The organism is Arthrobacter sp. AIWTK1 (assembly GCF_056680535.1).
In genome coordinates, this window is the sequence record NZ_CM155287.1 from 1,470,838 (window position 1) to 1,497,594 (window position 26,757).

A 26,757-nucleotide genomic window follows, 5' to 3' on the forward strand; every position below is an offset into this window, starting at 1 on the left:
ATGACTGAGAACAACGTACTGATCCGCCTCTCCGCCGCCGCGCTCGCCCAGAAGCTCGCAGCCGGCGAGGTCACCTCCGTTGAGGTCACCCAGGCGTACCTCGACCGCATCGCAGCGGTGGACGGCGGCCCGCGGGGCGTGCACGCCTTCCTGCACGTCAACACCGAGGAGGCGCTCGCCGTCGCCGCAGAGGTGGACGCCATCCGTGCCGCCGGCGGCCCGGCCGCTGCGGAACTCCACGAACTGGCCGGCGTGCCCATCGCCGTCAAGGACCTCATCGTCACCATCGGCCAGCCCACCACGGCCGGCTCCAAGATCCTCGAGGGTTGGCACAGCCCGTATGACGCCACCGTGGTCAAGCGCCTCCGTGACGCCAAGATGCCCATCCTGGGCAAGACCAACCTGGACGAATTCGCCATGGGCTCCTCCACGGAGCACTCCGCCTACGGCCCCACCCGCAACCCGTGGGACCTGGACCGGATCCCGGGCGGCTCCGGCGGGGGCTCGGCTGCCGCCGTCGCCGCGTTTGAAGCGCCCCTTGCCCTCGGCACGGACACCGGCGGATCCATCCGCCAGCCGGGCGCCGTCACCGGCACCGTGGGCGTCAAGCCCACCTACGGCAGTGTTTCCCGCTACGGGGCCATCGCAATGGCTTCCTCGCTGGACCAGATCGGCCCCGTCTCCCGCACCGTGCTGGACTCTGCCCTCCTGCACCAGGTCATCGGCGGCCACGACCCCCACGACTCCACGTCCCTGCCTGACCCCCTGGAAGACCTCGTTGCCGCCGCACGGCTGGGCAACGTGGACGGCATGAAGATCGGCATCATCAAGGAACTCCACGGCGAGGGCTACCAGGCCGGCGTCGAGAACCGCTTCAACGAATCGCTGGAGCTGCTCAAGCAGGCCGGCGCGGAAATCGTTGAGGTGTCCTGCCCCAACTTCAAGTACGCCCTGGGAGCCTACTACCTCATCATGCCCTCGGAGGCTTCCTCCAACCTGGCCAAGTTCGACGGCGTCCGGTACGGCCTGCGCGTTCTGCCCAAGGATGCGCCGCTCACCATCGAACGCGTCATGGGAGCCACCCGCGCCGCCGGCTTCGGCGACGAAGTGAAGCGCCGCATCATCCTCGGCACCTACGCGCTCAGCGCCGGCTACTACGACGCCTACTACGGCTCGGCCCAGAAGGTCCGCACGCTCATCCAGCGTGACTTCGAGGCCGCGTTCGCCCAGGCCGACGTCCTGATTTCCCCGACGGCCCCCACCACGGCCTTCAAGCTCGGCGAGAAGCTGAACGACCCCCTGGCGATGTACCTGAACGACGTCGCCACCATCCCGGCCAACATGGCCGGCGTCCCGGGCCTGTCCCTGCCGGGCGGCCTGGCCGATGAGGACGGACTGCCGGTGGGCATCCAGCTCCTGGCCCCGGCCCGCCAGGATGCGCGCCTGTACCGTGTGGGTGCCGTGCTCGAATCGCTGCTCGAGGCACAGTGGGGCGGTCCGCTGCTGGACAAGGCGCCGGAATTGGCCACCTCGGTGGTCGAGCCTGCCGAGACCCTCGAAACCCAGGAGGCAAAATAATGAGCACTGACGCAACCCTGAGCTTCGAAGAGGCCATGGAGAAGTACGATCCCGTCCTGGGCTTCGAGGTCCACGTGGAGCTCAACACCAAGACCAAGATGTTCTCCTCCGCCCCGAACGTGTTCGGCGACGAACCGAACACGAACGTCAACGAGGTGGACCTCGGCATGCCCGGCGTGCTGCCCGTGGTGAACAAGACAGCCATCGAGTCCTCCATCAAGATCGGCCTGGCGCTCAACTGCAAGATCGCCGAGACCTGCCGCTTCGCCCGGAAGAACTACTTCTACCCGGACACCCCGAAGAACTTCCAGACCTCCCAGTACGACGAACCCATCGCGTACGACGGCTACCTGGACATCGAACTCTCCGACGGCACCGTGTTCCGCGTCGAAATCGAACGCGCCCACATGGAAGAGGACGCCGGCAAGCTGACCCACATGGGCGGGGCCGCAGGCCGCATCCAGGGCGCGGACTACTCGCTGGTGGACTACAACCGCTCCGGTGTACCGCTGGTGGAAATCGTCACCAAACCGATCCAGGGCGCCGGCAGCCGTGCGCCCGAACTGGCCAAGGCCTACGTCGCCGCCGTGCGGGAGATCGTCAAGAACCTCGGCGTTTCGGACGCGAAGATGGAACGCGGCAACGTGCGCTGCGACGCCAACGTTTCGCTGCGCCCGCACGGCCGTGAACGCTTCGGCATCCGCTCCGAGACCAAGAACGTGAACTCGCTGCGCGCCGTCGAACACGCCGTCCGCTACGAGATCCAGCGGCACGCCGCCGTGCTGGACTCCGGCGAGCCGGTCATCCAGGAAACGCGCCACTGGCACGAGGACACCCGCTCGACGACGTCGGGCCGGGCCAAGTCCGACGCCGACGATTACCGCTACTTCCCGGAGCCGGACCTCGTTCCGATTGTTGCCTCACGCGAATGGGTGGAGGAGCTGCGCGCCACCCTGCCCGAGCCGCCGGCCGAGCGCCGCAAGCGACTGCAGGCCGACTGGGGCTATTCGGACCTCGAATTCCGCGACGTGGTCAACGCCGGCGTCATGGACGAGATCGAAGAAACCATCGCCGCCGGTGCCACGGCAACCGTCGCCCGCAAATGGTGGATGGGCGAGATCGTGGGCCGTGCCAAGAACGCCGACGTGGACCCCGGCCAGCTGGGCGTCAAGCCGGAAACCATCGTTGAGCTGAACAAGATGGTGGAAGCCGGCAAGATCAACAACAAGATGGCCGCCGAAGTCCTGGACGGCGTCCTCGCCGGCGAAGGCACCCCCGCGGAGATCGTGGAGAAGCGCGGCCTGGCCGTGGTCTCTGACGACGGCCCCCTGCTGGAAGCCATTGACGCGGCCCTCGCCGCGCAGCCCGACGTCGCTGACAAGATCCGCGGCGGCAAGGTGCAGGCCATCGGCGCGATCGTGGGCGGTGTCATGAAGGCCACCCGCGGTCAGGCCGACGCCGGCCGTGTCCGCGAGCTGATCCTCGAGCGTCTCGGCGTCGAAGGCTAAGCAAGCCTGTTTTAACCCAACTGGGTCGCAGTTAATGTCGTTTTGAACGCTCATAACGACATCTACTGCGACCCGGTTGGGTTTTAAGGGGACACGAGCCCGGCCATGATGTCCTCGAGGGCCTCGCAGACCATCATCACCGAGGTCCGCTTCAGGTTTTCCGGCCGGGCCAGGATGTCGATCCGGCGCCGGGTGCTGATGCCCTGCAGCGGCCGGAGCACGATCTCCGGGTTCAGGACCGGCTTCGCCGTGTGCCGCGGCAGCAGACCGATGACGCTGCCCGTGGCCACCAGCCCGGCCACGGTGGAGTAGTCGTTGATCCGGTGGACAATGTTCAGCTCCCGGCTGGACACCGCGGCGACGGCGGACAGCACGTCCGCGGGGGAGTACCCGGCGTGGCTGGTCACCCACGGTTCACCGACGACGTCGTGCGCCGTCAGCGTTTCCTTGCCCGCCAGCGGGTGCCCGGCGGACAACGCCACGTCCAGCGGCTCGTGCGCAAGCGGGATAACGGCCACCCGTTCCTCCGGCCACCGCGGGCTATGGTCCATGCGGTGCGCCAGCACCAGGTCATACCGGGCAGTCAGCGCGGGGAAGTCGTGCTGCGCCACGTCCTCGTCGGACAGCAGGACCCTGGGCTTGTCCGGTGAGTCCAGCAGCCGGGCCAGTGGCGCGAACAGGGCCTGGCCGGCGCTGTGGAAGCCGCTCACCGTCACCGGTGCCACCGTGGAGCCGTGGTACGCACCGATCGCCATCCGCGCATCGGCCATCGCGCTGACGACGGCGGCCCCGGCGTCAGCCAGCGCCTGGCCGGCTTCGGTCAGCACCAGGTTGCGGCCCTCCTTGCGCGTCAGCGGGACCTCCACGCTGCGCTGGAGTGCCGCCAGCTGCTGCGACACGGCGGAGGGGGTGACCAGGAGCGTTTCGGCGACCGCTTTAACACTGCCGAGGGCGCCGAGTTCCCGAAGCATTTCCAGCTGATGGACTTCCATCTCCCCAGTCTATTGCTTAGCGATTTCTAAATCGTCGATTGAGAAGAATTCGGTTGTGCTAATGCTTCTTTGTGGTTCTAATGAAGGAGTCAGCCCGGCAGCACCTCCGCCGGGCACCTCGTTCCTGAGAACAGATACCAAGAGTAAGGAAGCCAATGAAGGCTCTGTACAAAGCCGGTGCACACGCCGGATTTGAGCTGGTGGACCGCCCCGAGCCGGAAGCGGGCCCCGGCGACGTCAAGATCCGCGTGATGACCACCGGGATCTGCGGCACGGACCTTCATATCCAGTCCTGGGATGCCTGGGCGCAGAGCATGATCGAGGCTCCGCTGATCGCCGGCCACGAGTTCTACGGCGAGGTGGTGGAAACCGGCGAGGACGTCCGCGACGTCAAGGTGGGCGACCGCGTCTCCGGCGAAGGGCACATTGTCTGCGGCATCTGCCGCAACTGCCGCGCCGGCCGCCGGCAGATGTGCATCCACACCGTGAGCGTGGGAGTCCAGCGGGACGGCGCCTTCGCCGAGTACGTGGTCATCCCCGAGACCAACGTCTGGGTCCACCAGGATCCTTCAGTCACCCCCGAACTTGGCGCCATCTTCGACCCCTTCGGCAACGCCGTCCACACCGCCCTGAGTTTCCCGCTGGTGGGCGAGGACGTGCTGATCACCGGCGCCGGGCCGATCGGACTGATGGCCATTGCCGTTGCCCGCCACGCCGGGGCCCGGAAGATTGCCATCACGGACGTGTCCGCACCGCGGCTGGAGCTGGCGCGCCAGCTGGGCGTTGACCTCGCCATCGATGTGTCGAAGATGCGGGTCAAGGACGCCCAGCGTGAACTGGGCATGCGCGAAGGGTTCGACATCGGCATGGAAATGTCCGGGCACCCCACCGCCCTGCCGGAAATGATCGACAACATGAACCATGGCGGCCGGATCGCCATGCTGGGCCTGCCGAGCCAGTCCATCGACATCGACTGGGGCAAGGTGGTCACGCATATGCTGACCATGAAGGGCATCTACGGCCGCGAAATGTTCGAGACCTGGTACGCCATGAGCGCCATGCTGTCCTCCAACCCGGTGCTCCACGCCAACATCTCGGCGGTGGTCACGGACACCCTGCCCGCCACGGACTGGGAGAAGGGCTTCGAGGTTGCCCGCGCCGGTGTGGGCGGCAAGGTTGTCCTCGACTGGACCGTTTTCTAGTCCCCAAACTTCCACCCCCCAAAAACTTTCGGCACCAGAACACAAGAATTCACCCAGCTGAGGAGCGCACCCCATGTATTCAGCCATCAAGGACCAGCTGCAGAACGAGCTGGATGAGATCCGCACGGCGGGCCTGTTCAAGACCGAACGCCACATCGACTCGCCCCAGGCCAGCCACATCACGGCAGGCCAGATCGGCGAGGCAGGCGCCGACGTGCTGAACTTCTGCGCCAACAACTACCTGGGCCTGGCCGACCACCCGGACATCATTGCAGCAGCGAAGGCGGCGATGGACGAGCGCGGCTTCGGCATGGCCAGCGTGCGTTTCATCTGCGGAACGCAGGACCTGCACCTGGCACTGGAGGCGCGCGTCTCCAAGTTCCTGGGCACTGAGGACACCATCCTCTTCTCCAGTTGCTTCGACGCCAACGGCGGCGTGTTTGAGTCCCTCTTCGGCCCCGAGGATGCTGTCATCTCCGACGCCCTGAACCACGCGTCCATCATCGACGGCATCAGGCTCTGCAAGGCCCGGCGGTTCCGGTACGCCAACCGCGACATGGCGGACCTCGAAGCGAAACTGATCGAGGCCACTGGGCAGGAGAACCCGGCCCGCCGCACGATCATCGTGACGGACGGCGTGTTCTCCATGGACGGCTACCTCGCGCCGCTCGAAGCCATCTGCAACCTGGCCGAAAAGTACGATGCCCTGGTGATGGTGGACGACTCCCACGCCGTCGGCTTTATGGGCGCCACCGGTGCGGGAACCCCGGAGCACGCCGGCGTGGGCCATCGTGTGGACATCTACACGGGAACGTTCGGCAAGGCCCTGGGCGGGGCGTCCGGCGGCTACGTCTCCGGCCGCGCTGAGGTGGTGGCCATGCTCCGCCAGAAGGCGCGCCCCTACCTGTTCTCCAACTCGCTCGCGCCGGCCATCGTGGCCGCCACACTCAAGGCGCTTGACCTCGTGGAGAACTCCGCAGAACTGCGTGCCAAACTGTTCGCCAACGCCGAACTGTTCCGGAACCGGATGGCGGAGGAGGGGTTCGACCTTCTGGACGGCGAGCACGCCATCGTGCCCGTGATGTTCGGGGACGCCGTCATGGCCGCGAAGGTGGCAGACCGGATGCTCCAGCACGGAGTGTTCGTCACCGCCTTCAGCTATCCCGTGGTGCCCAAGGGGGCCGCCCGGATCCGGGTTCAGCTCTCCGCAGCGCACAGCACCGAGGACGTCGAAGCCTGCGTCCGGGCGTTCGTGGGCAGCCGCGACGGTGTGGGGGCGTAAGGTACTGACGTGACGCCCCGCCGGGTGCAAGGATGTAGGCATGTCAGCTAATTACGATGTGGTGATTGTGGGCGGCGGCATTGCCGGGCTGTCCCTCGCCTCTGCCCTTGCCGGTAAATGCAGCGTTGCACTCGTCGAGGCCGAACAGTCCCTCGCCTATCACACCTCGGCCCGCTCGGCCCGGCAACTGATCCCCAGCTACGGCCCCATGGTGGTGCAGGAGCTGACCCTCCGCACGCTCGGGCTGATTGCGGCGCGGGACGCGGAGCTTCCGGAGCCGGTCCTTTCGCCGCGCAGCTTCATGCTGATCGGCGACGAAGACACCGTCCGGGAAGAAGCCAGCGGACACATGCACCGGATTTCCCATGCCGAGGCACTGGAGCTGTGCCCGGTGCTGGATCCCGGATTCTTTACCGCGGCCGGCCTGGACACCGGCTCGTTCGCCTGCAACGCCCCCGTGCTGCTGGAAGACCACCGGCAACGCGCCGAGGCGGGCGGGGTGGACATCATCACCGGCGCCAAGGTCCATTCCGCCCAGCGGCTGGGATCAGGCTGGGAGCTCGGGGCCGGCCAGGAAGCGTTCCAGGCCGGAGTTGTGGTTAATGCCGCCGGAGCCTGGGCCGACGAACTGGCCGTGATCAGCGGCGTGGAGAAGCTCGGCCTCCAGCCGTACCGCCGTACGGCGGCGATTGTCGGCGTCGAACGTCCCCTCCCGGAGTCCTGCCCCATGGTGGCGGCGGCGGACGAATCGTTTTACTTCCGCAGGGAGGGGAACGGCGTGCTGATCTCGCCGTCGGAATCCGTGCCGAGCGGCCCCGAGGACGCGAAGCCGTACCCGGGCGATGTGGAGGCGCTGGTGGCGCGGCTCAACGCGGTGACCACGCTGGGCATCACGAACGTCGAGTCCTCGTGGACCGGCCTTCGCACCGAAGCTGCCGACGGCGTGCCGGTGGTGGGGTTCGACGCCGAAGCCACCGGATTCTTCTGGCTCGCCGGACAGGGCGGTTACGGTTTCCAGACCTCGTCCGGGATTGCGGAACTGGCAGCGGAGCTGATCCTGTCAGGACCGTCCGTGGGGCAGAGCGCCTGGGACGGGGAGGCCGGGCTCAGTCCGGCATCCCGGACAGCGGCGGCCCTGGCCGCGACCCGCTGGTCCATCCGGCACTGAAGGATAGACTCATGAGCACCCTGATCACCAATATTGCCGAGCTGATGACCCAGGACGTGGAACACCGCGTCCTCAAGGAGGCCGCCGTGGTGATCGAAGGGGAGCGTATCTCCTGGCTCGGGCCGGCGTCGGCAGCGCCGGCCGCCGACGACGCAGTGGACGCCGGCGGCCGCGCTCTGCTGCCGGGCTGGGTGGATTCGCACACGCACCTGATCTTTGCCGGTGACAGGACTGCGGAGTTCGAGGCCCGGATGGCCGGCGAAAGCTACAGCGCCGGCGGTATCGCCGTGACCATGGGCGCCACCCGCGGGACGAGCGACTACGACCTCACCCGGCTCGCCCTGGGCCGCGTGGCCGAAGCAGTCTCGCAGGGAACCACGTACCTGGAAACCAAGACCGGCTACGGACTGGACGTGGAGAACGAAACGCGCAGCGCGCGCATCGCCTCCACGGTGGCGGACGAAGTCACCTACCTGGGCGCCCACCTGGTCCCAGCAGGTGAAGACCCGGACGAATACACCGACCTGGTGTGCGGGCCCATGCTGGCGGCCGTGCGGCCCTACGTCAGCTGGGCGGACGTGTTCTGCGAGCAGGGGGCCTTCAACGAGGAACAGTCGCGCCGTGTGCTGCAGGCCTGCAAGGACGCGGGCCTGGGCCTGCGCGTCCACGGCAACCAGCTGGGAGAGGGGCCCGGGGTGAGGTTGGCGGTTGAATTCGGGGCCGCCAGCGTGGACCACGTGAACTACCTGTCCCGCGCCGACGTCCACGCCCTCGCGGACACCTGGTCCGGCTGGGAATCGGCGGCCGGCGCCGGCGAGCGGGGCACCGTCGCGACGTGCCTGCCGGCCTGCGACCTCTCGACCCGCCAGCCGCTGGCCCCCGGGCGCGAGCTGCTCGACGCCGGGGTGCCGATTGCCCTGGCCTCCAACTGCAACCCCGGCACCTCCTATACGAGCTCCATGGCGTTCTGCGTCACCACCGCGGTCCTCCAGATGCGGCTGAGCGTCCACGAGGCCGTCCGTGCCGCGACGTACGGCGGTGCGCTCGCGCTACGGCGGGAATCGGGGAACGACGTCGACGGCGAACGGGCGGTGGGTTCCATCGCCCTCGGGCACCGCGCGGATCTGCACCTGCTCAACGCACCCTCCGCCACGCACCTGGCCTACCGGCCGGGCATCCCGCTGACCCACGCCGTCTGGCGGGCGGGCGTCCGCGCCCGCTAGCGCGCCGGTTGGGAGGACCTAGAAGACCATGGGCGGAGCGTCCAGGACTGTCTCGTCCACCCGGCGGTCCTCCCACTGGCTGAACGGCTTGTCCAGTTCGTACTTGCCCTTGCGGGTGCGCACCAGGATCCGCACCTCGGCATTGTCCGGGTTGTTGAGGGACTCGAAATACTCCACGGACCAGTGGAACCAGCGCATGCAGAACAGCCGCATCGTCAGCCCGTGGGTCACAAAGAGGGCGTTCGGAGCGTAGCTGGGCTTGGACCAGTGCCGGTGCAGGGTTTCCATAAACGAGGAGATCCGGTCGTAGACGTCGGAGCCGGATTCACCCTCGCGGAACCGGTAGAAGAAGTGGCCATAGGCGTTCCGGAGCTCCTTCTGGTCCTCGATGTCCCCGGCGATCTGGAAGTTGGCCCAGTCCTGTTCGCGGAGCCTGGGTTCTTCGATGATCCGCTCCACGAGCGGTCCCAGGTTGAGCGCTTCGAGGGTCTGGTAGGCCCGGAGATACGGCGACACATAGACACACACCGGCTGCCCGTTAAGTTCGCGGCGGATGTTCTCGCCCGCTGCCCGGGCCTGTGCCACGCCGAGTTCGGTCAGCGGTATCCGGTAATCAGGCACCCGGTTATAAATGGAAGTGTCGGCATTGGCGGCGGACTGGCCATGCCGGATCATGATGATTTTTCCGGGCGCACTCATAAATCCCAAGCATAGGCCCCGGACCACGCAGCTTCCGGGTTGCGTTGCCCGGGGGCTCCCGAAGCGGCGGACAGGAAAGAACCAGAAAGGGAAGGCAAGATAGGAACATGCTGGTTCCCTCCCGCCGTCGTCTGCGGATAGAAGTCTGGATTGTCCTGGGTCTGTCGCTGGGGCAGTCCGCCGTGTATTCGGTGGTGCAGCTGCTGGACAAGCTGACGCGTGCCCCCTTGGCCGAAGGGACCTCCACCCTCAACCGGTCGCAGAGCAGCCGCGAATACTTCGACCTGACGTATCAGTTGCTGGACATTTTTTTCGCGCTGGTGCCGGTGGCGCTGGTCATCTACTTCCTCACCGAGCACCGGGCGGCGGGGCAGTCCGGGGCCTCGGCCTTCCGCCAACTCGGCTTCAACTTCGCCCGCCCGGGGAGGGACCTGCTGCAGGGGCTGGGCCTTGCAGCGCTGATCGGCATCCCCTCGCTGGGGCTGTACGCAGCCGGCCGGGCCCTGGGCATCACTACGGCCATCATCCCCAGCGCGCTGGATGCCTACTGGTGGACGATTCCCGTGCTGATCCTGTCCGCAATCCGGCACGGGATCGTGGAGGAAGTCATTGTGGTGGGGTACCTGCTGGACCGTCTCGGCAAGTTCGGCTGGGGCATGCCGCTGGCCATCTTCGCCAGCTCCATGCTCCGGGGCAGCTACCACCTCTACCAGGGCTTCGGTCCGTTCATCGGCAACGCAGTCATGGGCGTTGTCTTCGCCTGGATCTACACGAAGACCCGCCGGGTCATGCCGCTGGTGATTGCCCACGCGCTGTTGGACATCGTGGCGTTCGTCGGGTTCAGCCTCTTCGGCAAGGCCATCGGGCTGGGCTAGCTGTACTGCTCAGGGACGCCTGAGTGACGCCTCAGGCCAGCCGCTTAAAAGGATTCGGCCGCTATCGGTGGGTGGCGTCATTGGCACCCGCTGATAGCGGCCGAAGTTTGTCACGGCAGCGCGCTGCCCGTGGTCCCTGCGGTCCACACGGTGGAAGGGGGTTAGATGGTTACTGCCCCGGAGGCGGTTTCGAACGTGACGGAGAGGATTCCCGGCGTTCCCTTCGGAGCAACCCATTCAACGGCCACATCTTCGAGCGGCTTTTCGACGGGTTGGCCGAGCCATTCCGTGACACGCTCGGCCGAGCCGGCGATGGTGAGGCTGGACATCTTAACGTTGCTTGGGTAGGCGTTGGACGGGTGAAGCTCCGGGTCGCCCTCCCACTTGAGCATGTACGGCACCTGCGGATCCGCAATGAGGCCAAGGATGCCAATCTGCTTCCAGACGAGTTCGCGGCCGTCGGGGAACTTGCGGTTGCCGTTAACAGCCGAGCGGCCGAGGCGTTCTTCGAACGGTGCCAGGTCGTCCACTTCGACGCACCAGCCCATCCAGCCGCCGCCCGCTGCGGAGCGGGCCCGGACAGCCTGCCCGAACGGAGCCTTGTCGGATGCCGGGTGGTCCAGGACCTCCACGACCTCCAGGTACTTGTGCCCGGCAAGCGGGATAATCATGTTGCGGGTGCCAAAACGGGGGTGTACCCCGCCCTTGACGGCTTCGACGCCGAGGGCAGATGCAATACGGTCGGTGGTGGCAGCCAGGCCATCCTGTTCACAGGCGTAAGAGACGTGATCCATGCGCATGCCCTCATCTTGGCACTTTGTGATGGAGCTCTCAGCTAAGGGTACCCTTACCGGGGTGGGATGTTGTTCCGGACCGGCCTGAGGTCCGTGAAATCACGCGGCCGACGTCCTTCGTCACAAACCTGTTCACACACAATCCGCCCTTTCTACACTGGGTTCAGGTCATGAGCGCCAGCATCGAGCCCCGGCTTGCTGGCCGGCAACCCTCGTTCCGCGGTGGGGTGCCCCGGGTGAAGACCTGGCCCTCCGGCAACCGCCGGGCGGCAAGCGCGGCACCAGACCGTCCCGGCATACCGTACGCCCGGCCATGGTGCCCTCCTTGGAAGGAGCCCCCCGATGTCCAATGCATGGTCATTCGAAACCCGCCAGATCCACGCCGGCCAGGAGCCGGACAGCGCCACCGGCGCCAGGGCCCTGCCCATCTACCAGACGACGTCGTTCGTCTTCCCCAGCGCCGAAAGCGCCGCGAACCGTTTCGCGCTGGCCGAACTGGCGCCCATCTACACGCGTATCGGCAACCCCACCCAGGATGCGGTGGAGCAGCGCGTGGCCAGCCTTGAGGGTGGACTGGCAGCGCTGCTGCTCAGCTCGGGACAGGCTGCGGAGACATTCGCCATCCTCAACGTCGCCGAGGCCGGCGACCATGTGGTGGCCAGCCCCAGCCTCTACGGCGGCACCTACAACCTGCTGGCCCACACCCTGAAGAAGTTCGGCATCTCCGTGACGTTCGTGGAGGACCCGGACAACCTCCAGCAGTGGAAGGACGCCGTCCGGCCGAACACCAAGCTCTTCTTCGCCGAAGTGGTGTCCAACCCCCGCCAGGACGTCCTGGACATCGAGGGCGTCTCCCGCGCCGCCCACGAGGCAGGCGTCCCGCTGATCGTGGACAACACGCTGTCCACCCCCTATCTCATCCGGCCCCTGGAATGGGGCGCCGACATCGTGGTCCACTCGGCAACGAAGTACCTTGGCGGGCACGGCAGCGCCATCGCCGGTGTGATCGTGGACTCGGGCAACTTTGATTTCGGCAAGGATCCGGACAAGTTCCCGGGGTTCAACACCCCGGACCCCACCTACAACGGGCTTGTCTACGCGCGGGACCTCGGCGCCGGGGGCGCCCTGGGCGCGAATCTTTCCTACATCCTCAAGGCCCGCGTCCAGCTCCTGCGTGACCTGGGCTCAGCGGTTTCCCCGTTCAACGCCTTCCTTATCGCCCAGGGCCTGGAAACGCTGAGCCTGCGCGTTGAGCGCCACGTGGCCAATGCGGTGAGTGTTGCAGAGTGGCTGGAGGCGAGGGCCGACGTCGAATCCGTGGCCTATGCGGGCCTGCCGTCCAGCCCCTGGTACGAGCGCGGCCGCAAGTACGGGCCCAAGGGCACCGGCGCGATCGTGTCCTTCAACATCGCCGGCGGGGCGGAGGCCGGCAAGCGGTTCGTGGACGCGCTGGAACTGCACTCCCACGTGGCAAACATCGGTGACGTGCGCTCGCTGGTCATCCATCCGGCGTCGACCACGCACAGCCAGTTGACTGCGGAACAGCAGGCGGTGGCGGGGGTGACACCGGGCCTGGTCCGCCTCTCGGTGGGGCTCGAGCACATCGATGACATTATCGCCGACCTCGACGCCGGTTTCCGCGCAGCCAAGGGCGACTGAACACTGTGACCCCCGGCGCCCGACGCCGGGGGTCACATTGCTGTCACATTCTTCGCCATTGCGGGGACGCATTTCGTACACTCTTTACAGGTCATGAGTGCCAGCGACAGCCCCGGCTTGCTGGCCGGCAACCCTCCTTACGCGGCGGGGTGCCCCGGGTGAAGACCTGGCCTGCCGGCCAGTTGGCGGCGGGCAAGCGCGAAGAAGAGGTCCTCAGATGACGATTGCCGTCACCCGCAGTGGTGTACCCGAAACAACCAGTGTCCCCGATGGAACCGTCAGGTTCCTGGACATAGGCGGACTCGACCTGGAGGCCGGCGGCCGCCTGCCGGACGTCACGCTCGCCTACGAAACGTGGGGAACACTCAACGCCGACCGCTCCAACGCCGTGTTGGTGCAGCATGCCCTGACCGGCAGCACGCACGTCACCAGGGGAGCAAGCGATGAGGAGGGCTGGTGGGAGCAGCTTGCCGGCCCCGGAGCCCCGGTTGATACGGACAAGTACTTCGTGGTGTCCATCAATATCCTGGGCGGTTGCTACGGCTCCACCGGGCCCTCCACTCCCGCTCCGGACGGCAAGCCGTGGGGCTCGCGCTTCCCCCTGGTGACCCTGCGCGACACAACGGCGGCCGAGGCCCGGCTGGCAGATGCCCTGGGCATCGACAGCTGGTACGCCGTCCTGGGAGGATCACTGGGCGGAGCCCGCGCGCTCGAATGGGCCGTGGGCTACCCGGACCGCGTCCGGCGCTGTGCCGTGATCTCCATCGGCGCCAGCAGTACTGCCGAGCAGATCGCCTTTGCCCAGGCGCAGACCCTCGCCATCCGCCAGGACATCAACTTCAACGACGGCGACTACTACGGCGGCCCGGAACCTGAAGCAGGCCTGGCCCTGGCACGCAGGATTGCGCACATCACGTACCGCTCCGCCGACGAGCTCGAAGCCCGGTTCGGCCGGAGCGCCCAGGGTGGCGAAGCGCCGCTCCAGGCAGTGTCGCTGGGGGAGCGCGGCCGCTACCAGGTCGAGAGCTACCTCGATCACCAGGGCACCAAGCTGGTCCGCCGCTTCGACGCCAACAGCTACATCGCCATCACCGAAGCGCTCATGAGCCACGACGTGGGCCGGGGGCGCGGCCCGCTCAAGGAGGCGCTGGCGCGTGCCAAGGCTGAGTTCTTCATCGCCGCCGTCAATACCGACCGGCTGTATTTTCCGGCGCAGTCCCGCGAACTCGCGGCTGCACTCCCGGGCGACGTGCCGGTGCACGTCATTGAAGCGCCCATCGGCCACGACGGATTCCTGACCGAAATCGGCCAGCTTAACGCTCAGCTGAGGCAGAACTTCTTCGCCTAGCCCGCGGGCTCAATGTGCATTTATGCAGAGCGGTTCTGCAGAAAATGGCGTTGAGCCTGCGGCAATGTGAGTCCATACTCTAGGGGACCGGCGCGTTGGTGGTGCACATCACACGCGGCCGCTACGGAATGGTCCACATGGTGTCGACGGAGACGCCGAAGGAGTTCACAATGAGCACACAAAACTCCGCCGCAAGGCGCGCAGATGAGACTGACGTCAAGGCCTCAGGGCTAAAGAAGGTGGTAACGGCCTCAATGGCCGGCACCGTCGTTGAGTGGTATGAGTTCTTCCTCTACGCTTCAGCGGCCACCCTGGTTTTTGGCAAGACATTCTTCCCCAATTCCGGCACGGAGCTGGATGGCATCATAGCCGCCTTCCTCACCTACGCGGTGGGCTTCGTCGCCCGACCCATCGGCGGCATCGTCTTCGGCCACTTCGGCGACAAATTCGGCAGGAAGCAGCTGCTCCAGCTCAGCATCATCCTGGTGGGCGTCTCCACGTTCCTGATGGGCTGCCTGCCGACCTTCCAGCAGATCGGCTACTGGGCTCCGGCCCTGCTGGTCTTCCTGCGCTTCGCCCAGGGCTTCGCCGTCGGCGGTGAATGGGGCGGTGCCGTCCTGCTCGTTGCCGAGCACAGCCCGAGCAAGTCCCGCGGCTTCTGGGCCAGCTGGCCGCAGTCCGCTGTGCCCCTGGGCAACCTGCTCGCCACCGCAGTGCTCTTCACGTTGTCCTCCACACTGTCCTCCGCCGACTTCCTCGGCTGGGGCTGGCGCGTGGCCTTCTGGCTCTCCGCTGTGATCGTGCTGGTTGGCTACTACATCCGGACCAAGGTCACCGACGCCCCCATCTTCCTGGAAGCGCAGAAGGAAGTCACCGTCGAAAAGAAGGGCTACGGCGTCGCCGAAGTGTTCCGCCGCTACCCGCGCGGCGTCTTCACCGCCATGGGCCTGCGCTTCGCGGAGAACATCCTTTACTACCTCGTGGTCACCTTCTCCATCACGTACCTGAAGGTGGTGGTCCAGACGGACACCTCCCGGATCCTCCTGCTGCTGCTCGTGGCTCACCTCGTCCACTTCGCCGTGGTGCCGATGGTCGGCAAGCTCTCCGACGCCTTCGGCCGCAAGCCCGTCTACATGGCCGGTGCAATCCTGGGCGGTACCTGGGGCTTCTTCGCCTTCCCGATGATGGACACCAAGAACGATCTGGTCATTCTCGCCGCCATCACCATCGGCCTGCTCTTCCACGCGCTGATGTACGCCGGCCAGCCGGCCATCATGGCCGAGATGTTCCCCACCCGGATGCGCTACTCCGGCGTTTCCCTGGGCTACCAGGTCACCTCGATCGTGGCCGGTTCGATGGCCCCGATCATTGCCACCGCGCTGCTGAGCCAGTTCAAGTCCTCCACTCCGGTGGCCGTGTACCTGCTCGGTGCGTGCCTGGTCACCATGGTGGCGGTGTACTTCCTCAAGGAAACCCGCGGGATCTCACTGCACGACGTCGACGCCGCCGATGCCCAAGGCACCGCAGACCTCCTTGCCGCCAGCAAGAAGTAACGGCAGGAACCAGTGCCCATGCGAGCTGCAGTCCTCTACGCCACCGTCCCCGCCGGAACCAGCTATACCGAAGCACGCCCGCTCGTGGTGCAGGAACTTGACCGGCCTGAACCCCGCGCCGGCGAGCTGGGGGTGGCCATCACGTACTCCAGCCTGTGCCACTCGGATTTGTCGGTGGTGGACGGCTCCCGGGTCCGGCCGCTCCCCATGGCACTCGGGCATGAGGCCGTCGGCCGGGTGGTGGCAGTGGGAGAGGGCATCAGCGACGTCTCGGCGGGCGACCATGTTGTGCTCGTCTTCGTCCCCAGCTGCGGCGACTGCCGCGCGTGCCGCTCCGGGCGCCCGGCCCTGTGCCACCGCGCCGCCGAGGTCAACGGCTCCGGCGACCTGCTGCACGGAGAGGCGCTGCTGCGGACGCCGTCGGGGGAACGGATCAACCACCACCTCGGGGTGTCGGCCTTTGCGGACTACGCCGTGGTGGCGCGCGAATCAGTAGTGGTGATCGACGACGACGTCCCGGACACCGTCGCTGCCATGTTCGGCTGCGCTGTGCTCACCGGAATGGGCGCCGTGCTGAACACGGCGGCGGTCACCGCCGGGCAGTCGGTGGCAGTCTTCGGCCTCGGCGCAGTCGGGCTCTCCTCCGTGATGGCGGCATCCCTGGCCGGCGCCGCCGCCGTCATTGCCATCGACCCCAATGAGGGCAAGCACCAGCTCGCCCGGGATTGCGGGGCCACGGCAGTGGGAACTCCCAACGACGCAGTCCGGCTGGTTGCCGAGGCGACCGGTGACGGCGTGGACGTCGCCGTCGAGGCCGTGGGTTCCGCCGGGGTGATCGCCTCGTGCCTTGACCTCGTCACGCGCGGCGGCGCCGTCGTCTCCGTCGGGCTGCCGAAACCCTCAGCGGAACTGACCGTAGGAGCCCTGCAGTTCGCCGGAGCAGGGAAGCGGCTCCTGGGCTCCTACATGGGGGATGCCGTCCCGGAGCGGGACATTCCGCTGTATCTTGACCACTGGCGCGCCGGGCGGCTTCCGGTGGAACTGCTGCACACGGACACCAGGCCCCTCGGGGAGATCAACGAAGGCCTTGACGCCCTGGCCGCCGGACAGGTGGTCCGCCGGCTGTTCCGGGCCTAGTGTCAGGGCCGGCGTCGTGTCAGGCCGCCAGGATGTCCCGGCGGCCTGACACTTCCGCCTTGAGCGCCTCCACCACGGCCCGGACGGACGCCGAACGCAGTGACTCGGGACGCGCCACCGCCCAGATGGGGAGCTGGCGCTGGAACAGCTCAGGCAGCACGGGAACGAAGTCCGGCTTGTCCGCCACCATGAAGTTCGGCAGCAGGCCGATGCCCGCGCCGTGCCTGACCGCCTCCACCTGGGCGAAGACGCTGGTGGCCTGGAAGCTGGATTTTGGCGCGGGCAGCTGCGAGGACCGGTGGCCCAGTTCCGCCACCTGCAAAGCCGACTCCACGTAGGAGACAAAGCCGTGCTCGCGGACGTCATCCAGGGCCGCGGGCAGCCCGCGGGACCGGACATAGCCCGGGCTGGCATAGAGCCGCAGGAAGTAGTTCGTGAGGAAGATGGGCTGCACGTTGGTGACCTCCATCCGGCCCACCACCACCTCCAGGTCCACGCCGGAACGGTTCTGGCTGACCTTTCGCGTGGCGCTGAGCATCTCGATGCCCAGCAACGGGTTCTCCTGCTGCAGTCGCACCAGTGCCGGGGCGACGAATTCCGCCCCGAACCCGTCGGACGTGCTGATCCGGACCATGCCGGACAGTGAGTGTTCGCCGTCGCCGATGGTGCCGGCAAGGGACCCGAGCGTCGCCTCGATCGCCTCCGCTGCGGCAACGGCCCGGTTGCCCAGTTCGGTCAGTTCCCAGCCGTGCGGGCTGCGCTCCAGTGTCCGGCCGCCCAGCTGCTTGTCCAATGCCAGGATCCGGCGGGAAATGGTGGTGTGAGTGGTGCCCAGCGTCTCTGCCACGGCATTGAACCGGCCCAGCCTGGCCACGGTCAACAGGATCAGCAGGTCATCAGGGCTCGGCAACCGGTTCACATCCACTTATTCACGTCCATCTGTCTGGTTCGCAGTGCGCGTTTCCCAAGGATGTGCATCAATGCACATGCTCTCTGTAATTTTTCCCCTTGATTGCACTCTAACAGGGTGTGATGGTGGACACGGAACCTCCAGCAATACCGGCTGGTACTCGAAGCAAAGGAGCTTTAGCCATGGCAGTAGTCGCTTGGATCGGTCTCGGAAACATGGGTGGGTCCATGTCATCAAACCTGGCGAAGGCCGGTCATGACGTCCGCGGATTCGACCTTAACCCCGAGGCGGTCGCAGCCGCGGAAGCCGGCGGCGTGAAGCCCGTGGGCAGCATCGCCGCGGCGGTGAACGGTGCCGACGTCGTGTTCACCATGCTGCCGAAGGGCGAACACGCCCGGGCCGTGTACCTGGGGGAGGACGGCGTCCTGGCCCATGCGGACACGCGTACGCTGCTGGTGGATTCCTCCACCATCGACATCGCCTCCGCCCAGGCACTGCACGACGCCGCCGCTGCCGCCGGCTTCCGTTTCGTGGACGCCCCCGTCTCGGGCGGCATGAGCGGGGCGAAGGCGGGGACCTTGACATTCATGATCGGCGGCCAGGCGGATGCGGTGGCCGAGGCCACGGAATACATCCGTCCGATGGCCTCCAACATCATTCCCACCGGCGGCGCCACCACGGGGCAGGCGGCGAAGATCTGCAACAACCTGATGCTCTTCATCAACCTTGCCTCCACGGCCGAAGGTGCGGTGCTCGCCGAGCGGCTGGGCCTGGACAAGCAGGTCTTCTGGGATATCGCCTCGGTGTCCTCGGGTGACAGCTGGGCGCTGCGCACCTGGTACCCGGTAGCCGGTGTGGTCCCCACCGCGGCCTCCAACAACGACTTCGCCCCGACCTTCACCACCGAGCTCGCGAACAAGGACATCGGCCTGGCCATCAGTGCCGCCCGCGACATCGGCACCCCGCTGGAAATCGGCGAGCACGTGCAGACGCTCTTCCAGCGCCTCATCGACTCCGGGCAGTCCGGCAAGGACTGCTCCATGATCATCAAACTCGTCGACGGCTCGCTCGAGACCTCCAACTAACCGCAGCCTGCTTCACGAATAGGAATTTCCCATGGAACGCATTCCGCACTTCATCAACGGCGCCCTGGTCAGCGACGCCGACCGTTTCGGCCCCGTCTTCAACCCCGCCACCGGCGCGCAGGACAAAGAGGTAGCACTGGCCTCAGCATCCCGGGTGGAAGAAGCCATCGCGGCCGCCCAGGCCGCCCTGCCCGGCTGGCGGGCCACCAGCCTGGCCAAGCGCACCAATATCTTCTTCCGCGTCCGGGAACTGCTGACGCAACGGAAGTCCGAGCTGGCGGCCATTCTCACCAGCGAGCACGGCAAGGTGCTCTCCGACGCCGAGGGCGAGATCTCCCGCGGCCTTGAAAACATAGAGTTCGCCACGGGCCTCTCCCACATGCTCAAGGGCGAACGTTCGGAGCAGGTGTCCAGCGGCGTGGACGTGCACTCAGTGCGCCAGCCGGTGGGCGTGGTCGCCTGCATCACCCCGTTCAACTTCCCCGCCATGGTCCCGCTGTGGATGATCGGCAGCGCGCTGGCCTGCGGCAACACCGTCCTCCTCAAGCCAAGCGAGAAGGACCCGTCGTCGGCCGTTTTCATCGCCCAGGTCTTCGCCGAGGCAGGCCTGCCGCCGGGCGTCCTTAACGTGGTCCACGGTGACAAGGAGGCCGTGGACGTCCTGCTGGAACACCCCGGCGTCAAGGCTGTCAGCTTCGTGGGGTCCACGCCGATCGCGCAGTCCATCTACAAGCGGGCTGCGGACCACGGCAAGCGGGTCCAGGCGCTGGGCGGTGCCAAGAACCACATGGTGGTCCTGCCGGACGCAGACCTGGACATGGCCGCGGACGCCGCCGTGTCAGCCGCCTACGGCTCCGCGGGGGAACGGTGCATGGCGGTGTCCGTCCTGGTGGCGGTGGGCAACATTGCCGACGACCTGGTGAAGGCCATTTCCACCCGCATGGCGGACCTCAAGATCGGTCCCGGTACGGATCCGGCCTCGCAGATGGGCCCCCTCATCACCAAGGAACACCGGGACAGGGTTGCTTCCTACGTGGCCGGGGCAGCGGACGAGGGCGCCACTGTGGTGGTGGACGGGCGCGAGCAGGCCTTCGACTCGGACGGCTTCTTCATCGGGGTCAGCCTGGTGGACCACGTCAAGCCGGGCATGAAAGTGTACGACGACGAAATCTTCGGCCCCGTGCTTTCGGTGGTCCGCGCTGAAAGCTACAGCGACGCCGTCAGGCTGGTGAACGACAACGAGTTCGGCAACGGCGTGGCCATCTTCACGCGCGACGGCGGCGCGGCGCGCCAGTTCGAGTTCGACGTCGAGGCCGGCATGGTGGGCGTCAACGTGCCCATCCCGGTTCCGGTGGGGACGTTCTCGTTCGGCGGCTGGAAGAACTCGCTGTTCGGCGACACCCACATGTACGGCCCGGACAGCATCCGCTTCTACACCCGCGGCAAAGTGGTGACCACCCGCTGGCCGGACCCGTCCACTTCCGTGATCGACCTCGGCTTCCCGCAAGTGGACTGAGGGCCGGACGACGCAGGCCGCGGGATCACGGTCAGGGACCTCATCGGTCTTCTGGCCTCGATCCGCCCCTGCGGCGACAGCGCCGCCCTGATAGACCAGGTGCGCGATCTGGAGGATTTGAAGTCGGCCGCGGCCGCGATGCAGGCCCGCTCCTCGGTGGCGTTCGACGTCCAGCAGCGCTGTGCCCAGGCTGAGGCCGGGCTTCCGGCGGATGAGCTGGGCAACGGTGTCGCTGCCCAGATCGCCTTGGCCCGCCGTGAATCACCGGCCCGCGGCGGCCGGCTGCTGGGACTGGCCAAAGCCCTGGTGACGGAGATGCCCCACACCCTGGCAGCCCTGCACACCGGTCAACTCAATGAGTGGCGCGCCACGCTGCTGGTGAAAGAGACCGCCTGTTTGTCCGCGGCGGACCGGTGCGCCGTCGATGAAGAACTCGCCGCAGACGCCGGGACCCTAAGCGGCGCCGGCGACCGGACCATCGTCGCCGCAGCCCGGGCGGCGGCCTACCGTCGGGACCCGCGCTCCGTGGTCAACCGTGCCCGCAACGCCGTGGCCGACCGGCACGTGAGCCTTCGCCCGGCACCGGACACCATGACGTACCTGACCGCCCTGCTCCCGGTCACCGCCGGCGTGGCCGTCCACGCAGCACTCACGCGGCGGGCCGACGCGCTGCGCTCGGCCGGAGACGACCGCTCCCGCGGACAGATCATGGCTGATGATCTCGTCGAGCGGATCACGGGCACGCCGGGCGGGATCGCGGGGATTGAAATCCAGCTCATCATGACCGACCGCACCCTATTCCAGGGCGACAGCGAACCGGCGAGGCTGCCCGGATACGGCGTGGTCCCTGCCGGGTGGGGCCCGGGAGGTCGCTGTCCAGGGCCAAGGCCATGACCGGCCCCTGAACGTTTGGCTCCGTCGGCTCTACACCGTCCCGGGCAGCGGGGATCTCGTGGCGATGGACTCGAGGGCAAGGCACTTTCCGCCCGGACTCCGCCGTTTCATCCAGGCACGCGATGACACGTGCCGCACGCCGCACTGTGATGCGCCGATCCGCCACCACGACCACATCGTCGCATGGCAGCGCGGCGGCCCCACGAGCCTTAGCAACGGCAGCGGGCTCTGCGAATCCTGCAACCACATCAAAGAATCGCCCGGCTGGCATGCCGAACCACGGCCCGGACCGCGGCACACGCTACAAATCCACACTCCGACCGGGCATAGCTACCAATCCACCGCGCCTCCACTGCCCGGGAAAGCACTGCCTGAGACATCGCTGCCCATGGACCGTCGCCGCAGACGCGAGTTACTTCACCGCGCCAAGATTCTCAGACGCGCCCGTCTTGATGGCTCGCTGGCCGCCTGAAGGACACCAAACACGCGAAGGAAACCGGCGACCTGATCAGAATTGGGAAAGGGTGGGCTAACCCTTCATGATCTCGTCTCGCCGGGCCATGTATTCCTCCATGGCGATTTCGCCGTTGCTGTACTGCTGGTCAAGCTCCGCCAGTTTCCGCGCGCGGAAACCCTGAGGGGCCGACGGCGGCGGGGGAGTAACCGGGGCGGATGGCTGCTGCGGCTGCTGGCGTGACTGGTTGGCCGGATACTCGGGGCTGTCCTCGTAGGGCACCTGTCCGGTGCCGCCGGGGGCAGGATAGCCGGGAGTGTGGTGGCCCGGATTCTGGTGACCGGGAGCCGGGTAGCCGGGGTTCGGGTAGGGCTGGTCGAGCGGGGGCTGCTGCCCGCCGCCGAGCTGCCGGAAGCCGCCGCCGAAGTAGTCCTGCTGGGTGTAGCCGTCACGCGGCTGGTTGTTCGGCCGGCCCGGCTGCTGCCCGGGGAACTGACCGGGAAACTGGCCTGGATACTGCCCGTTGAAATCCTGGTTTTGGTTCCTGCCCCGGACCGACTTCCGGTACATGCGCATGGCGAAGGGAATCAGGAACGACAGGATGATGATCCAGAAGAACACGTTGCTCACGGTGGAGGGCCTCTCAGAAGTGTCCCTTCAGTTTAACCCCCGGCTCAAAACCGGCATGGGACCGCGGCAGCCAGACGGCTTCGTTCCGCCTACTTCCGCGCTGCGCCTACATTCGCACTGCGCCTACTTCCGCACCGTGGGGATCCCCAGAAAGGCGCCGTATGCGGCAACGGCGTCATCGATCGCACGGCTGGTGTCCCGCTCAGCGGCGGCGTCGGGTTCGGGCCCGGTGCGGATGTCCAGCTCACAGCGTCCGCCGGCCAGGTCATGGTGCCAGGAGCCGATCATTTGGCCGTCCTTCAGTACGACATGCATCGGAGTGTCCCGCTCCGGACGCGCCGGGGCGGTGCCGCCCAGGAAATACCGCGACCGTGAATAGCCCATGACGTATTCGTCATAGCACTGGATCAGGTCAATCCGGTGTCCTCCGCTCTCCGCGTCATGTCCGGGTGCGGCGTCTGCCGGCCCACCGGATCCGGGTTCCGCGGAACTGAAATGGAACTCCATATCGTCCAGCACCGTGGTCCCCAGCTCAGCGGAATCAGCTTCCAGCGTCAGGCCCAGCCCGAGCCGGACGTCCGTGACAGTGAGCCCGGACCAGTCTGCACAATCCTTCACGGTGGCCGGTCCGCGGCTGAGGAAGTAGCGCCTCACCAGCTCCGCCAGGGCCGCGGGGCGGTCGGCCGGGCCGCCGGGCATCACCGGAACGCGTTCCTCGAAGAGTGCATAGGTCTGTTTGAGCGTGCCGCCGGCGCTGCGCACGGGCGTTCCGCTAGTCAGTACCCCGCTGATCTCCGCGTGCATGATCAGGTAGGCGAGTTCCAGGCCCCTGTCCGCGAAGCCGCTGAGCTGCAGTGCAGCGGCCAGCTGCTCCCGGGTTTTGTGGGCGCCGCCTGCCACGGCCTCGGCGAGGACCCGGGCGCTCCGGGCTGCCGCCCCGGCATCGATGCCGGCCTGGCGGTACATACCCGCGTTTTTCCGGTGCAGCCGGGGCGCCGACAGCATTAGCAGCCCGCGGAGGTCGGTGCGGTGCACAAAATGCCAGGTGGGCCGCAGGATGTGCGTCCGGAGAATCCGGCCGTCCGCCACGGCTTGTTCGACGTCGGCGGCGGAGGCTCCGGCAGTGCGCTGCGCCAGCGACCAGCGGGCGTAGGAAAATTCCTGCGACTGGATGGCCAGGAGGTTCTTCACCGCCGCTTCGGCGGAACCCGCCCGGGGAGGGCGGAGCTGCTGCCGGCTAAGCCTCAGCCTGACGACGTCGTCGGCGTGCACGCGCCCCTACCCCTGTTCGGACTCTATTCCCGCTGCCTCGCCCGAGCCCAGCGGCATCCCGGGTCCAAAGACCGGACCGGGCGTTGGCCGCTTGGCCGTGACGCCGTCACCGGAGGACTGGTGGCGAAGCCGCCGGACAACCCAGGGCACAAAGTATTCACGCGCCCACACAAGGTCCCCGGACCGCGCCTCGCGCCAGCTGCGCTGGGGCAGGGGCTTGGGCGAGAGGGGTTCCAGAGTGTGCTGGATGTTGAGCGAATCGAGCACCATGGCCGCGATGGTGTGATGGCCCAGGGGAGAGAAGTGCAGGCGGTCCTGGTCCCACATCTGCGGATCGCTGAGCTGGCGAAGCGACCACATGTCGGCGATAACGGCGTCGTGCCGCGCCGCCACCGTGCGGAGGTTCTCGTTGTAGATCGCGATCTTGCTGCGGACCCTGCCCAGGACGGACGAACCGGTGTCCGGGCCGTTGAACAGCACTACGGTGGCACCGCCCAGGCTGAGGATGTGCACCACGGAATCCAGCTTTTCGGCCAATGCGTCAGGGTCCCCGCCGGGCCGGATGAGGTCGTTACCCCCTGCCGAAAGCGTCACCAGGTCCGGCTTGAGGGCCAGGCACGGCGCCAGCTGCTGGTCAACGATCTGTCCCAGGAGCCGGCCCCTCACGGCGAGGTTGGCGTAGGCGAAATCGCTGTGCCCCCGGCTGAGTTCTTCGGCCACCCGGTCAGCCCAGCCGCGGTGCCCGCCCTGGCTTCCCGCTTCCGGGTCGCCGATGCCCTCGGTAAAGGAATCACCCATGGCGACATAACGGCCCCAGGGGTGGGTATCAACGGTGTCCTGCGGGTTCGGAATGGCTTCAGTTTCGCTCACGTTTCCATCCTGCCTCGTGAGGCTAAAGCTACGCCACCGTAGGTTGTTACCGGGCGGTAACTGCAAGAATGGATCCATGACTAAAGCCGACGTTTCCACTGCCCCTGTTGTCCTGTGGTCCACTCCCGACGAAGAACGCTCGGGCAAGCCCCTGCTGGTTCTGCTGCACGGCTATGGTGCCAACGAACAGGACCTGCTCAGCCTGGCCGAGCTGTTGCCCGGCGATTTCGCGGTGGCATCCGTTCGCGCCCCCATCGCCATGGGCCCGGGGTTCACCTGGTTCCCCCTGACGGACTCCGCCGACTACTCCCTTGACGCGGTCAAGGACGCCGCCGCTTTTGTTCTGGAATGGCTCGACGGCGTCAAGGGCGACCACCCGTCCGTCACCCTGCTCGGGTTCTCCATGGGAATGGCGATGGCCACCACCCTGCTGAGGCAGCGCCCCGCGGACTTCGCCGCCGTCGTCGGGCTTTCCGGCTTTGTGGTGAACGCCGGCGGGGATCCAAGTTTCCGCGACGACGAACTGGACGGCACCGTCCCGGTGTTCTGGGGCCGCGACCAGCAGGACCCCGTCATCACCCAGGACAAGATCGAATACACCATGGGCTGGGTGCGCAAGCACGTGAAGCTGACCAAGGTCCTCTATGCAGGGATGTGGCACGGAATCAACCAGCAGGAAATCGGGCACGTTTCCGAATTCCTCACCCACGAGGTGCTGAAGAAGTAGTCCCGCCCTGGCCGGCCGCGGAGGACGGCAGGGCCGGAAAGGCTAGGAACCGGCGGGTGTGAGAATCCGCACGGTCCGGCCGTTCACGGTGACAGTGTCGCCGTGGTGCAGCTGCCGACCGCGGCGGTCGTCGATTTCGCCGTTGACCTTGACGAGCCCGTTCCTGATCAGCTCCGCGGCCTCGACGCCGTCCTCCACGAGGCTGGCCAGCTTCAGGAGCTGGCCCAGGCGGATCATGTCGTCGCGGATGGGGATCTCTTCGATTTCCGGGTTGCTCATACAAGCAATGATGCCTGACGTAAGGTGAATCCAGTGACCCATGCACCCCGTCTCCCACTCATTGCAGGACTGCCGCTGGCTGTAGCCGCCGGCCTCGCCATCCCCGTCCAAGGCCGGATCAACGGGGCGCTGGGCGCCCGGTTGAACGACGGCATCGCCGCGGCCGTGGTGAGTTTCACCACTGGACTCATCGTGATGACCGTGGTCTCGCTGGTCCTTCCGCGGGGACGCCGCGGGTTGGCACAGATCCTGCCCGCGCTCCGGGAACGCCGCTTTCCGCCCGTCTACGTGATGGCCGGCGGCATCGGCGCGTTCTTTGTGTTTGCCCAGTCCTTCACTGTGGGACTGCTCGGGGTGGCGCTGTTTACCGTGGCCACAGTCACCGGTCAGACCCTGAGCGGGCTGCTCGTGGACCGGCTCGGCATCGGCCCCGCCGGCAAGAAGTCAGTTACCGGCATCCGCGTCCTGGGCACCGTACTGACCATCGCCGCCGTTGCATGGGCGGTGTCCCCGCGGTTCGGCGGTTCGGGCCCCGGCGGCGGCGCGGAGCCGGCCCAGCTGCTGCTGCCGGTAATCCTGCCGGTCATTGCCGGGTTCCTGATGAGTTTCCAGCAGGCAATGAACGGGACCGCCACGGTGCATTACGGCTCACCGATCGCGGCCACGCTGGTGAATTTCATCTCGGGCGCCATAGTGCTCTGGCTCGCGTGGCTGATCAAGCTGGCTGTGGCCGGGGCAGGCAATGGGCTGCCCCCGGAATGGTGGTACTACCTGGGCGGTCCCGTGGGCTGCGCATTCATCGGGCTGGGCGCACTGCTGGTCCGGAGCCTGGGCGTACTCGTCACCGGACTGGGCATGATTGCGGGGCAGTTGCTGGGTTCGCTGGGCCTGGACCTTGCCTTTCCCGCACCCGGCACTGTGGTGGCCCTGCCCACCGTCCTCGGCACCGTCCTGACCCTCGGCGCGATAGTCCTGGCCACCCTTCCGTGGCCGCGCGGCGCCCTCAAGCGGCAGTCGGGCCGGTAGGCTAGGACACGCAGCTTCCTGCACATTCTTTCCTTCGTACCGCCCCGCCCGGCACCAGCCAGGCAGAGGGGCCTAG

General features: G+C 67.0%; 23 protein-coding genes, 1 pseudogene and 2 riboswitches. Of the genes and pseudogenes, 16 read left to right on the forward strand and 8 right to left on the reverse strand.

Translation table 11 applies throughout. From position 1 onward, the window contains the following. Both gatA and gatB read left to right on the forward strand, forming a co-directional pair. Positions 1-1,578, forward strand: a complete 1,578-nt coding sequence (gene gatA / locus AC1MDG_RS06685; RefSeq protein WP_479808280.1) for an Asp-tRNA(Asn)/Glu-tRNA(Gln) amidotransferase subunit GatA — start codon at positions 1-3, stop codon at positions 1,576-1,578. Further along, a complete protein-coding gene (gatB, locus tag AC1MDG_RS06690; RefSeq protein ID WP_479808281.1) occupies positions 1,578-3,086 on the forward strand; it encodes an Asp-tRNA(Asn)/Glu-tRNA(Gln) amidotransferase subunit GatB in 1,509 nt (502 codons plus the stop codon). Before gatA ends, gatB begins: the two co-directional genes overlap by 1 nt. An 83-nt stretch (positions 3,087-3,169) precedes the next feature. Here the strand turns inward: gatB and AC1MDG_RS06695 are convergent, their stop codons facing one another. Beyond that, positions 3,170-4,078, reverse strand: a complete 909-nt coding sequence (locus tag AC1MDG_RS06695) for a LysR family transcriptional regulator (protein WP_479808282.1) — start codon at positions 4,076-4,078, stop codon at positions 3,170-3,172. A gap of 155 nt (positions 4,079-4,233) precedes the next feature. Between AC1MDG_RS06695 and tdh the strand changes: the two genes are divergently transcribed. The 4 genes from tdh to hutI all read left to right on the forward strand — a co-directional run bounded on the left by tdh (position 4,234) and on the right by hutI (position 8,953). Further along, a complete protein-coding gene (gene tdh / locus AC1MDG_RS06700) occupies positions 4,234-5,280 on the forward strand; it encodes an L-threonine 3-dehydrogenase (protein ID WP_479808284.1) in 1,047 nt (348 codons plus the stop codon). A gap of 73 nt (positions 5,281-5,353) precedes the next feature. Continuing rightward, a complete protein-coding gene (locus AC1MDG_RS06705) occupies positions 5,354-6,562 on the forward strand; it encodes a glycine C-acetyltransferase (RefSeq protein WP_479808285.1) in 1,209 nt (402 codons plus the stop codon). Between the two features lie 40 nt (positions 6,563-6,602). Continuing rightward, entirely contained in the window at positions 6,603-7,730 is a 1,128-nt protein-coding gene (locus AC1MDG_RS06710; protein ID WP_479808287.1) for an NAD(P)/FAD-dependent oxidoreductase, read from the forward strand. Between the two features lie 11 nt (positions 7,731-7,741). Next, the gene (gene hutI / locus AC1MDG_RS06715; protein WP_479808288.1) at positions 7,742-8,953 is read left to right on the forward strand and encodes an imidazolonepropionase; all 1,212 of its coding nucleotides are present in this window, start codon (positions 7,742-7,744) and stop codon (positions 8,951-8,953) included. Between the two features lie 18 nt (positions 8,954-8,971). On the opposite strand, the gene AC1MDG_RS06720 is transcribed toward hutI, so the two are convergent. Next, on the reverse strand, positions 8,972-9,652 hold the full coding sequence (locus AC1MDG_RS06720; protein WP_479808289.1) for a histidine phosphatase family protein: 681 nt from the start codon (positions 9,650-9,652) through the stop codon (positions 8,972-8,974). Positions 9,653-9,759: 107 nt separating this feature from the next. Between AC1MDG_RS06720 and AC1MDG_RS06725 the strand changes: the two genes are divergently transcribed. Continuing rightward, complete coding sequence (locus AC1MDG_RS06725) at positions 9,760-10,527, forward strand: CPBP family intramembrane glutamic endopeptidase (RefSeq protein WP_043479965.1); 768 nt, start codon at positions 9,760-9,762, stop codon at positions 10,525-10,527. A 161-nt stretch (positions 10,528-10,688) separates the two neighbouring features. Here AC1MDG_RS06725 and AC1MDG_RS06730 read toward each other — a convergent pair whose 3' ends face one another. Next, complete coding sequence (locus AC1MDG_RS06730; protein WP_043479967.1) at positions 10,689-11,327, reverse strand: VOC family protein; 639 nt, start codon at positions 11,325-11,327, stop codon at positions 10,689-10,691. A 160-nt stretch (positions 11,328-11,487) separates the two neighbouring features. Beyond that, a riboswitch (SAM riboswitch) is annotated at positions 11,488-11,603 on the forward strand. A gap of 60 nt (positions 11,604-11,663) precedes the next feature. On the opposite strand from AC1MDG_RS06730, the gene AC1MDG_RS06735 reads away from it, so the two are divergent. From AC1MDG_RS06735 to AC1MDG_RS06750, 4 genes are all read left to right on the forward strand, one after another. Beyond that, a complete protein-coding gene (locus AC1MDG_RS06735) occupies positions 11,664-12,980 on the forward strand; it encodes a bifunctional o-acetylhomoserine/o-acetylserine sulfhydrylase (RefSeq protein WP_479808292.1) in 1,317 nt (438 codons plus the stop codon). Between the two features lie 89 nt (positions 12,981-13,069). Continuing rightward, a riboswitch (SAM riboswitch) is annotated at positions 13,070-13,185 on the forward strand. 12 nt (positions 13,186-13,197) lie between these two features. Continuing rightward, positions 13,198-14,328: a homoserine O-acetyltransferase MetX gene (metX, locus tag AC1MDG_RS06740; protein WP_479808294.1), complete on the forward strand. Its 1,131-nt coding sequence runs from the start codon at positions 13,198-13,200 to the stop codon at positions 14,326-14,328. Positions 14,329-14,498: 170 nt separating this feature from the next. After that, a complete protein-coding gene (locus AC1MDG_RS06745; RefSeq protein ID WP_479808296.1) occupies positions 14,499-15,881 on the forward strand; it encodes an MFS transporter in 1,383 nt (460 codons plus the stop codon). 18 nt (positions 15,882-15,899) lie between these two features. Then, positions 15,900-17,018 carry a zinc-dependent alcohol dehydrogenase family protein gene (locus AC1MDG_RS06750; protein ID WP_479808298.1) on the forward strand — a complete coding sequence of 373 codons (1,119 nt, stop codon included), beginning with the start codon at positions 15,900-15,902 and terminating at the stop codon, positions 17,016-17,018. A 19-nt stretch (positions 17,019-17,037) separates the two neighbouring features. Here AC1MDG_RS06750 and AC1MDG_RS06755 read toward each other — a convergent pair whose 3' ends face one another. Further along, a complete protein-coding gene (locus AC1MDG_RS06755) occupies positions 17,038-17,937 on the reverse strand; it encodes a LysR family transcriptional regulator (RefSeq protein ID WP_479808300.1) in 900 nt (299 codons plus the stop codon). A gap of 173 nt (positions 17,938-18,110) precedes the next feature. On the opposite strand from AC1MDG_RS06755, the gene mmsB reads away from it, so the two are divergent. From mmsB to AC1MDG_RS06770, 3 genes and pseudogenes are all read left to right on the forward strand, one after another. Next, on the forward strand, positions 18,111-19,013 hold the full coding sequence (gene mmsB / locus AC1MDG_RS06760) for a 3-hydroxyisobutyrate dehydrogenase (RefSeq protein WP_479808302.1): 903 nt from the start codon (positions 18,111-18,113) through the stop codon (positions 19,011-19,013). A gap of 31 nt (positions 19,014-19,044) precedes the next feature. Then, the gene (locus AC1MDG_RS06765; protein ID WP_043479974.1) at positions 19,045-20,529 is read left to right on the forward strand and encodes a CoA-acylating methylmalonate-semialdehyde dehydrogenase; all 1,485 of its coding nucleotides are present in this window, start codon (positions 19,045-19,047) and stop codon (positions 20,527-20,529) included. A gap of 24 nt (positions 20,530-20,553) precedes the next feature. Beyond that, positions 20,554-21,895: pseudogene (locus AC1MDG_RS06770) on the forward strand (HNH endonuclease). A gap of 57 nt (positions 21,896-21,952) precedes the next feature. On the opposite strand, the gene AC1MDG_RS06775 reads toward AC1MDG_RS06770, so the two are convergent. From AC1MDG_RS06775 to AC1MDG_RS06785, 3 genes are all read right to left on the reverse strand, one after another. Next, entirely contained in the window at positions 21,953-22,507 is a 555-nt protein-coding gene (locus tag AC1MDG_RS06775; RefSeq protein ID WP_479808304.1) for a hypothetical protein, read from the reverse strand. A 123-nt stretch (positions 22,508-22,630) separates the two neighbouring features. After that, the gene (locus AC1MDG_RS06780) at positions 22,631-23,779 is read right to left on the reverse strand and encodes a winged helix DNA-binding domain-containing protein (RefSeq protein ID WP_479808306.1); all 1,149 of its coding nucleotides are present in this window, start codon (positions 23,777-23,779) and stop codon (positions 22,631-22,633) included. 6 nt (positions 23,780-23,785) lie between these two features. Then, positions 23,786-24,577 carry an SGNH/GDSL hydrolase family protein gene (locus tag AC1MDG_RS06785; RefSeq protein ID WP_235347304.1) on the reverse strand — a complete coding sequence of 264 codons (792 nt, stop codon included), beginning with the start codon at positions 24,575-24,577 and terminating at the stop codon, positions 23,786-23,788. 148 nt (positions 24,578-24,725) lie between these two features. Between AC1MDG_RS06785 and AC1MDG_RS06790 the strand changes: the two genes are divergently transcribed. Next, the gene (locus AC1MDG_RS06790) at positions 24,726-25,376 is read left to right on the forward strand and encodes an alpha/beta hydrolase (protein WP_479808307.1); all 651 of its coding nucleotides are present in this window, start codon (positions 24,726-24,728) and stop codon (positions 25,374-25,376) included. A 42-nt stretch (positions 25,377-25,418) separates the two neighbouring features. On the opposite strand, the gene AC1MDG_RS06795 is transcribed toward AC1MDG_RS06790, so the two are convergent. Beyond that, positions 25,419-25,655, reverse strand: coding sequence for an RNA-binding S4 domain-containing protein (locus AC1MDG_RS06795; RefSeq protein WP_309977741.1), 237 nt, complete (start codon positions 25,653-25,655; stop codon positions 25,419-25,421). Positions 25,656-25,688: 33 nt separating this feature from the next. Here AC1MDG_RS06795 and AC1MDG_RS06800 point away from each other — a divergent pair, with 33 nt between their 5' ends. After that, positions 25,689-26,681 carry a DMT family transporter gene (locus AC1MDG_RS06800; protein ID WP_479808310.1) on the forward strand — a complete coding sequence of 331 codons (993 nt, stop codon included), beginning with the start codon at positions 25,689-25,691 and terminating at the stop codon, positions 26,679-26,681. The last annotated feature ends 76 nt before the right edge of the window (positions 26,682-26,757 follow it).

What these genes read in the sequence shown, in the direction of transcription:
- AC1MDG_RS06695 (WP_479808282.1), bottom strand. Translation starts at nt 4,078, where the DNA reads ATGGAAGTCCATCAGCTGGAAATGCTTCGGGAACTCGGCGCCCTCGGC.
- AC1MDG_RS06710 (WP_479808287.1), top strand. Translation starts at nt 6,603, where the DNA reads ATGTCAGCTAATTACGATGTGGTGATTGTGGGCGGCGGCATTGCCGGG.
- AC1MDG_RS06735 (WP_479808292.1), top strand. Translation starts at nt 11,664, where the DNA reads ATGTCCAATGCATGGTCATTCGAAACCCGCCAGATCCACGCCGGCCAG.
- tdh (WP_479808284.1), top strand. Translation starts at nt 4,234, where the DNA reads ATGAAGGCTCTGTACAAAGCCGGTGCACACGCCGGATTTGAGCTGGTG.
- AC1MDG_RS06785 (WP_235347304.1), bottom strand. Translation starts at nt 24,577, where the DNA reads ATGGGTGATTCCTTTACCGAGGGCATCGGCGACCCGGAAGCGGGAAGC.
- mmsB (WP_479808302.1), top strand. Translation starts at nt 18,111, where the DNA reads ATGGCAGTAGTCGCTTGGATCGGTCTCGGAAACATGGGTGGGTCCATG.
- metX (WP_479808294.1), top strand. Translation starts at nt 13,198, where the DNA reads ATGACGATTGCCGTCACCCGCAGTGGTGTACCCGAAACAACCAGTGTC.
- AC1MDG_RS06745 (WP_479808296.1), top strand. Translation starts at nt 14,499, where the DNA reads ATGAGCACACAAAACTCCGCCGCAAGGCGCGCAGATGAGACTGACGTC.
- gatB (WP_479808281.1), top strand. Translation starts at nt 1,578, where the DNA reads ATGAGCACTGACGCAACCCTGAGCTTCGAAGAGGCCATGGAGAAGTAC.
- AC1MDG_RS06790 (WP_479808307.1), top strand. Translation starts at nt 24,726, where the DNA reads ATGACTAAAGCCGACGTTTCCACTGCCCCTGTTGTCCTGTGGTCCACT.
- AC1MDG_RS06720 (WP_479808289.1), bottom strand. Translation starts at nt 9,652, where the DNA reads ATGAGTGCGCCCGGAAAAATCATCATGATCCGGCATGGCCAGTCCGCC.
- AC1MDG_RS06705 (WP_479808285.1), top strand. Translation starts at nt 5,354, where the DNA reads ATGTATTCAGCCATCAAGGACCAGCTGCAGAACGAGCTGGATGAGATC.
- AC1MDG_RS06765 (WP_043479974.1), top strand. Translation starts at nt 19,045, where the DNA reads ATGGAACGCATTCCGCACTTCATCAACGGCGCCCTGGTCAGCGACGCC.
- gatA (WP_479808280.1), top strand. Translation starts at nt 1, where the DNA reads ATGACTGAGAACAACGTACTGATCCGCCTCTCCGCCGCCGCGCTCGCC.
- AC1MDG_RS06750 (WP_479808298.1), top strand. Translation starts at nt 15,900, where the DNA reads ATGCGAGCTGCAGTCCTCTACGCCACCGTCCCCGCCGGAACCAGCTAT.
- hutI (WP_479808288.1), top strand. Translation starts at nt 7,742, where the DNA reads ATGAGCACCCTGATCACCAATATTGCCGAGCTGATGACCCAGGACGTG.
- AC1MDG_RS06730 (WP_043479967.1), bottom strand. Translation starts at nt 11,327, where the DNA reads ATGCGCATGGATCACGTCTCTTACGCCTGTGAACAGGATGGCCTGGCT.
- AC1MDG_RS06725 (WP_043479965.1), top strand. Translation starts at nt 9,760, where the DNA reads ATGCTGGTTCCCTCCCGCCGTCGTCTGCGGATAGAAGTCTGGATTGTC.
- AC1MDG_RS06795 (WP_309977741.1), bottom strand. Translation starts at nt 25,655, where the DNA reads ATGAGCAACCCGGAAATCGAAGAGATCCCCATCCGCGACGACATGATC.